Origin of the sequence: Gloeomargarita sp. SKYB120 (genome assembly GCA_025062155.1) — a bacterium.
Taxonomy (GTDB): domain Bacteria; phylum Cyanobacteriota; class Cyanobacteriia; order Gloeomargaritales; family Gloeomargaritaceae; genus Gloeomargarita.
Map to the genome: position 1 here is coordinate 79,766 of JANXAM010000005.1, position 6,944 is coordinate 86,709.

Here is a 6,944-nt window from a genome sequence, read left to right on the forward strand (position 1 = left end):
GGCCAAGACCCTAATTGTTTGTTAAAATTTTATGTTGAGATGTTTTAGGTGTGACAAATTAAGGGGTTTTGAATAAATGTCTACTGAGACACCACTTATTGTCATCATTGATGACGACGACCAGTTGAGATTTTTGACCAAGGAATACCTGGAGATGGAGGGCGGGTACAGGGTTCTGACGGCCAAAAACGGTCAAGAAGCTTGGGAGTTATTGAAAGACGTGCATCCAAGTCTTATCGTTTGTGATGTAATGATGCCGGTGATGGATGGTTATGAATTTGTGCAACAGCTCCGGCAACATCCGCGTCTGCGGGCGATTCCCTTGATTTTCCTCTCGGCTAAAGGAGATGTGAGCGACCGAATTATCGGGTTAAATGCGGGGGGCGATGTGTATCTTGTGAAACCCTTTGAGCCGGAGGAATTGCTGGCCCAGATTCGCGCGTCCTTAGCGCGGTTGGGGTGGATGGCCCAAGGGGAACCGTTGGCCCAGGCGACTCCCGATGTTTATCTCACTCCCACAGAGCGGCGAGTTTTACGCTTGGTGGCCCAAGGAATGACCAACCAGCAGATAGCGGACGAACTCAACGTCTCACGGCGCACGGTGGAAAGTCACGTGAGCAATATCCTGAGCAAAGTGGGTCTCCACAACCGCACTGAACTGACCCGCTGGGCCATCAGTCGCCTGAACCTGTAGCGGCAACCTGTTGTGCAAACCACGCAGCGGCAGCGATGTTGGTGCTGGATTGCGCCTGAGCCATCGTGGCCTGCAACAGCGAACTGGTCAAACCTGGCAACACCTGGGAGTTTTCCACACGCTGGTAGCCAGACCCGTGCAAAACAAACAGAAACACCTGCCCGCCCTGGGCATCCATCACCCAGTATTCAGGAATCCCCAGTTCAGCGTAGAGATGTTTCTTCTGGTCCAAATCCGAATCCAAGGTGGTGTCAGCCACTTCCACCACCAACGCAGGTGGCGGCGACTGGTTCAGGTTAATCCGACGTGACTGCTGGTACTGCGGTAAATGCTCGCCCAGGTAAAGGGCAATATCGGGAGCCGCAGCTTGCAACCCTTCTTTCTCCATCAAGCAGCTACCCAAGAGTTTTGCTTTGAGTTCTGGTCTTTGCATGAGCCATGTGCCCAAAATGAGCGAAATAAGTTCTCGCACTTCCGAGTGCAAAATGCCTTCCCATCCCATGTTTTCTACTAGGAGTTGATGGCGATAGAAAAACAGTTGAACGCGCTCGATAGATTCATCATCCCGAACCCGTTGATAGTCATCCCAAGTAGCCGGTCGCCAGTGGGCGTAGGAAGTGGCTGGCTTGCGCTCCAAAAGAATCATCTAACTTTGCACTCTAGAGATGGGAAGTGGACTTTTTCAATTCTACAGCTCAGCCAGGGTTGAACACGCTAGGAGAATTGCTGTGCAAACCACGCAGCGGCGGCGATGTTGGTGCTGGATTGCGCCTGAGCCATCGTGGCCTGCAACAACGAACTGGTCAAACCTGGCAACACCTGGGAGTTTTCCACGCGCTGGTAGCCAGACCCGTGCAAAACAAACAGAAACACCTGCCCGCCCTGGGCATCCATCACCCAGTATTCGGGAATCCCCAGTTCAGCGTAGAGATGTTTCTTCTGGTCCAAATCCGAATCCAAGGTGGTGTCGGCCACTTCCACCACCAACGCAGGCGGCGGTGACTGGTTCAGGTTAATCCGACGTGACTGCTGGTACTGCGGTAAGTTCTCGCCCAGGTAAAGGGCAATATCAGGAGCCGCAGCTTGCAACCCTTCTTTCTCCATCAAGCAGCTACCCAAAAGTTTCGACTTTATCTCTGGATGTCGGATGAGCCATATCGTTAGAATGGCCGACACAAGTTCTCGCACTTCCGAGTGCAAAATACCTTCCCATCCCATATTTTCTAGTAGGAGTTGATGGCGATAGAAAAACAGTTGAACGCGCTCGATAGATTCATCATCTCGAACCCGTTGATAGTCATCCCAAGTAGCCGGTCGCCACTGGGCGTAGGAAGGAATGTTTTTTTTCTCGACAGAAATCATCCTGACTTTTTTCAACTCAACCTCATTCTATGGGCAAGCTGCTTGCGTTTATCAGCGTGAAAACCAACAACGGGACTTTACCCTGCGGCCTAAGGGACGCTTTAGTAAACCTATCTCATGGACTTGGCCCTTGCTTCCCGTTCCAATTCCTGCACCAGTTGTTCCAGGTGACTGCGCTGGGCATGAAAGACTGAGCTACAGAAATGACAGGTCACTTCCGCGCCGTCGTCCTGGTGAATCATGCTCTTGAGTTCTTGGATGCCCAACATCTTCAACGCCCCCAGCACCCGGTCAAAATTGCAGCCGCAGTGGAATCGCACTAGTTGCACCTCGGGGAAAATCACCAAGTCCATATCCCCTAGCAATTCCTGGAATATGTCGCTCAATTGGCGTCCGGCCAATAACAGGGGCGTAAATCCCGACAGCGCTGCCACCCGTGATTCCAGTACCTCAATTAGCTCCTCATTTTGGGCTGACCTAGGCAGAATTTGGAGCAATAGTCCCCCTGCTGCCCGCACTTGCCCACCTTCTAGGAACACGCCAAGCGCTAGGGCTGATGGCGTTTGCTCCGACGTGGTTAGGTAGTAGGCAATGTCGTCGCCCACTTCGCCGGAAACCAACTCCACCGTACTGGCATAGGGGTAGCCGTAGCCATTGTCCCGCAGCACGTAGAGATATCCCTGCGACCCTACCGCCTGTCCCACATCCAATTTCCCCTTGGCATTGGGCGGCAACTCCACATGGGGCTGATCCACATACCCGCGCACCGTGCCGTCGCGACCGGCATCCACAAACACAGTTCCCAGCGGCCCATTGCCCTGGAAGCGAATGTTCACCCGCGCCGACATCCGTTTCATGCTCGACGCCAGCAGCAATCCTGCGCTCATCGTTCGCCCCAAAGCCGCCGTCGCCACGTAGGACAACCCATGTCGTTGCCGCGCTTCCGCCACCAAACGGGTGGTGATGACCCCGACCGCCCGAATCGCACCGCCGGCTGCTGTGGCCCGCATCAACTGATCTACCATCGCCACTTCCTGAACTTTGTCCTTATGATCGTATCGTGTTTACCGGAGAACCGCCGTTGACCGATTTGCCGGACATTGCTACAGTGATCGAGCACGCCCTGTTGCGCCCAGGGATGACCCCGCAGGAGATTGCCGAAGGTTGTGAAATTGCCGACCGCTATGGGTTTCCAGTGGTGTGCGTCTATCCCAGCGCCGTGCGTCAGTGTGTGGAATTGCTCCATCAACGCCGGTGCCAGGTCTGTGCTGTCATTGGGTTTCCCCTGGGAGCGACTACCAGCAGCGTGAAACTTTACGAAGCCATGGAAGCGGTCGAAAACGGCGCCAAGGAACTGGATGTGGTTATTCACTGGGGCTGGCTCAAGGGCGGTGAAACCCAAGCCGTTTACGAGGAAATCGCCCAGATTGTCAACGACACGGGTCAAACGGTCAAGGCCATTTTGGAGATGAGTCAACTGACACCTGAAGAGCAAAAACTAGCGGTGGAAATTTGTCTCGATGCGGGCGTCCATTACCTGAAAACTGGCAGCGGTTGGTTTGGGGGCGCAACGGTGGAACAAGTGGAGTTTTTACGGAAAATGACCCAGCAGCAGGTAGGGATCAAGGCATCGGGGGGTATTAAAACCCTAGAACAGGCCCATGCCCTCTTGCGTGCCGGCGCAACTCGCTTGGGAACCTCCAGGGGCGTGGAACTGGTGCAGCAACAGAAAGAAATGAACACCTGACATGACTGGTGGCTGGGATGCGTTTCAACCAATTGCCTGGGTTGCAACCACACCTGTCAATCAAACCCGTTTTTTGACACTGGCGCGTCATTTCGGGGGAACCATCTGGTGTTCGCCTCAATTGGCAACCCATCCTGATTGCCATGCCTACGGGACATCTTTGCGTGACCACCTGCAGTATCTCTGGGCGGACCATCGAACACTGGTACTGGGGTTGACCCTAGGAGCTGTGGTACGCCTGATTGCGCCCCTGCTGACCGACAAGCAGCGCGACCCCCTGGTGTTATGCATTCCCGAATCCGGCCAATACGTGATCACTGTTTGTGGCGGGCACCAGCGCCAGGGGGATTGGTTATGCCAAGCGATTGCCTCCTGGTTAAATGCCCAAGCCATTATTACCGATGCATCCAGTGCGCAGGGCTTGCCTGGCGTGGACACCTGGGGTCACCCCTGGGGATGGCGCAAAGGTGCCGGTGATTGGACGGCTCTTGCTGGCGCCCTGATTCGGGGGGAACCTGTGCAAGTGGTACAGGAAGCCGGTCAAACCCTGTGGCGACAAGCCCTTCCGCCGCAAGCGCCCCTGCTTTGGACGGACTCACCGGATGCCCATCGCCCCCAGATTTGGATCACGCACCGGCAAGTTAACCCAACGGTTCCCCATGCCATTTGGCATCCGCGGGTATTGTGGGTTGGCGTTGGTTGCGCGCGCGGGACCCCCGCCTGGGTCATCCAGCAGGCCATTGCCCAGGTGTTTGCCGAACACGCCCTCGCCTTGGACGCCATTGCCGGTCTGGCCAGCATTGACATCAAACAGGACGAAGCCGGTCTGGTAGCCCTCTGTCAAAACCAGGGGTGGCCGTTGCGCACGTTTCCGGCTGACCAGTTGCGAGCGGTTGCTGTCCCCAATCCCTCGCCGGTGGTAGCTCAAGCTGTGGGCACTCCAAGCGTTGCCGAAGCCGCCGCTGTTCAAGCCGCCCAAGGCCCCCTGCTTGTGCCCAAACAAGTTTTGGACAACGTCACAGTGGCCGTCGCTTTGGCTCCCCAGGAATTCCTGGACCGCCAAGGTTATCTGTATCTGGTTGGCGCTGGCCCTGGCGACCTCAGTCAACTCACGCCTGCAGCCCGCTGTGCCCTGGCCCACGCCGATGTGGTGATTGGCTACCGGTTGTACTTGGAATTGCTAGCGCCGCTCAAGCGACCTGGGCAAATTTGGGAAGCCTATGGAATCGGGCAGGAAACCGAACGCGCCCAGCGAGCCATTGACCTGGCCACATGGGGATTAACTGTAGCGGTGGTTTCTTCCGGTGACAGCGGCATTTATGGCATGGCCGGTGTGGTGTTGGAGTTACTGCACCACCAGCAACACCAACCATTGCGCAACCGTGTCCAGATTGTGCCAGGGATTTCGGCCTTACAAGCGGTGGCGAGTCGGGTTGGCGTGCCCTTGATGCAGGATTTTTGCGCCATTAGTCTCAGCGATTTACACGTGCCTTGGGAGACGATTGCCCATCGCTTAACCCAGGCCGCCCAAGGGGATTGGGTCACTGTTCTTTACAACCCCTGTTCCTCCCAACGCACCTGGCAATTACCAGCGGCGCAGGCCATTTTTCTCCAGCATCGGGACCCCAAAACGCCGGTGGCGGTTGTGCGCCAAGCCTATCGTTCCGATGAACAAATCTGGCGGTCGGATTTAGCCCATTTCACCCAGTTGCCGGTGGATATGTTTTGCACGGTCATTATTGGCAACCGGCGCAGTTATTGGAGCGATTACGGCCTGATTACGCCTCGGCGCGAGCCACCAGAACCGCCCCATTTTGCCCCCCAAACCCAAAACTCAAATTCAGGATAAATTGCAAAGGTCGCTCTTGTTTTTGACGCACAAAGTTACCTGGAAACGCAGGCGTATGCAGCCCCACACAAGGGGGTAGGGTTTGCGTTTGCAGCGCCAGTAGGGAAAAGATGATATTCACCATTCCAGCGGCTCCCAACGTATGGCCCGTCGCCCCTTTCGTTGCCAGGATGGCCACTGACTCTGGAAAAAGCTGCTGGATGATCTGCATCTCGCGCCGGTCGTTGTGAAGGGTTCCCGTCCCATGGGTATGAATGGCATCGCAGGCTTCCAGGGGCACACCACTCATGGCAAAACAGTTGTGAATCGCTTGCATCGCCGCCGTCGTATCGGTGCTCGGAGCAACGGGGTTATCGGCATCGCAGGTGCATCCCCAGCCCTTGATGAATCCATATTTGCCCGTCACCTGTTCACTTGCCTCAAGCAGGAGCACGCCGGCGGCTTCACCTAGTACTAAACCCTGGCGTTTGACGTCGAAGGGGAAACAGCCGTCCCTTGCCAAAACTCCCATTTGCCGAAATCCCGCCAGCGTCAGGGGTGTGATTGCCGCATCCACCGCTCCCACAATCGCCCGCGTGCAATAGCCCTGGCGCAGCCACTCCACCGCCGTTGCCACTGCCCAGACCCCCGAAGCACAGGCCGCCATGGGCGCTGCGACCCAACTTTTGGCCCCAACTTTCGCAGCCACCCAGCTCGCCCAACTCCCATGCAAATGGTCAAGCCACTGGTGCAGGTCCTGGCGTTGCCCTGATAACCACTGCTCCCAGCGCGCCTGTTCTCCTCGGCTCGAGCCAATCACCACGCCACAATCAAGCAACGGCAACTCCCAGCCTGCATCCTGTAATGCTTCCGTAAGTGCAGCGAGTAAGAGCGTGCGTGGGTTGGTTGGTTGTGATGTGACCAGCGCCAAGGGTGCAGGGGGCACCTGGGCAAACGGTTGCTGTACTTTGATGGGGCAATGTCCAGCCAGCAGATGGTGCCAGCCGGTGAATTTATCCCACCCCAGGGCTGAGACCAACCCCATGCCCACCACCGCAATCATGAGCGTCGCAGTAAAAAGCGATAAACCGGTAATCCCCGACGCAATACTGACAGTTCCCGCTCCGTTGGAATGCCGAGGGGATTTTCCGGTAGGAATTCACCGGCAACAACAAAAGCAGGATGCTGGCGAAAGTAGTCAAACATTTCTAGAGCCACTTCCTGCACATCCGACTGCAAAAAGACATCTCCCCCTGGTTGCAAATAACGGGCAATCGTAGCGACTAATTCTGGCTTGACAATCCGACGTTTTT

General features: G+C 56.0%; 8 protein-coding genes. 3 read left to right on the forward strand and 5 right to left on the reverse strand.

The window, feature by feature from the left end:
- Positions 1-76 precede the first annotated feature (76 nt).
- Complete coding sequence (locus tag NZ705_03635) at positions 77-694, forward strand: response regulator transcription factor (GenBank protein MCS7292050.1); 618 nt, start codon at positions 77-79, stop codon at positions 692-694.
- Here the strand turns inward: NZ705_03635 and NZ705_03640 are convergent.
- From NZ705_03640 to hslO, 3 genes are all read right to left on the reverse strand, one after another.
- Entirely contained in the window at positions 675-1,340 is a 666-nt protein-coding gene (locus tag NZ705_03640) for a Uma2 family endonuclease (GenBank protein MCS7292051.1), read from the reverse strand. The two genes, NZ705_03635 and NZ705_03640, sit on opposite strands and share 20 nt — an antisense overlap.
- 68 nt (positions 1,341-1,408) lie before the next feature.
- A complete protein-coding gene (locus NZ705_03645) occupies positions 1,409-2,056 on the reverse strand; it encodes a Uma2 family endonuclease (GenBank protein ID MCS7292052.1) in 648 nt (215 codons plus the stop codon).
- Positions 2,057-2,166: 110 nt separating this feature from the next.
- Entirely contained in the window at positions 2,167-3,081 is a 915-nt protein-coding gene (gene hslO, locus NZ705_03650) for an Hsp33 family molecular chaperone HslO (protein MCS7292053.1), read from the reverse strand.
- 35 nt (positions 3,082-3,116) lie between these two features.
- Between hslO and deoC the strand changes: the two genes are divergently transcribed.
- Together deoC and cobJ are read left to right on the forward strand one after the other, a co-directional pair.
- The gene (gene deoC / locus NZ705_03655; protein MCS7292054.1) at positions 3,117-3,803 is read left to right on the forward strand and encodes a deoxyribose-phosphate aldolase; all 687 of its coding nucleotides are present in this window, start codon (positions 3,117-3,119) and stop codon (positions 3,801-3,803) included.
- A gap of 1 nt (position 3,804) precedes the next feature.
- Positions 3,805-5,652 carry a precorrin-3B C(17)-methyltransferase gene (cobJ, locus tag NZ705_03660; protein MCS7292055.1) on the forward strand — a complete coding sequence of 616 codons (1,848 nt, stop codon included), beginning with the start codon at positions 3,805-3,807 and terminating at the stop codon, positions 5,650-5,652.
- Here the strand turns inward: cobJ and NZ705_03665 are convergent.
- Together NZ705_03665 and NZ705_03670 are read right to left on the reverse strand one after the other, a co-directional pair.
- A complete protein-coding gene (locus tag NZ705_03665) occupies positions 5,582-6,694 on the reverse strand; it encodes a hypothetical protein (GenBank protein MCS7292056.1) in 1,113 nt (370 codons plus the stop codon). The genes cobJ and NZ705_03665 overlap by 71 nt on opposite strands.
- Positions 6,691-6,944 (reverse strand): hypothetical protein (locus tag NZ705_03670; protein ID MCS7292057.1); only part of this gene is annotated, 254 nt, incomplete at its 5' end. The genes NZ705_03670 and NZ705_03665, both read right to left, overlap by 4 nt.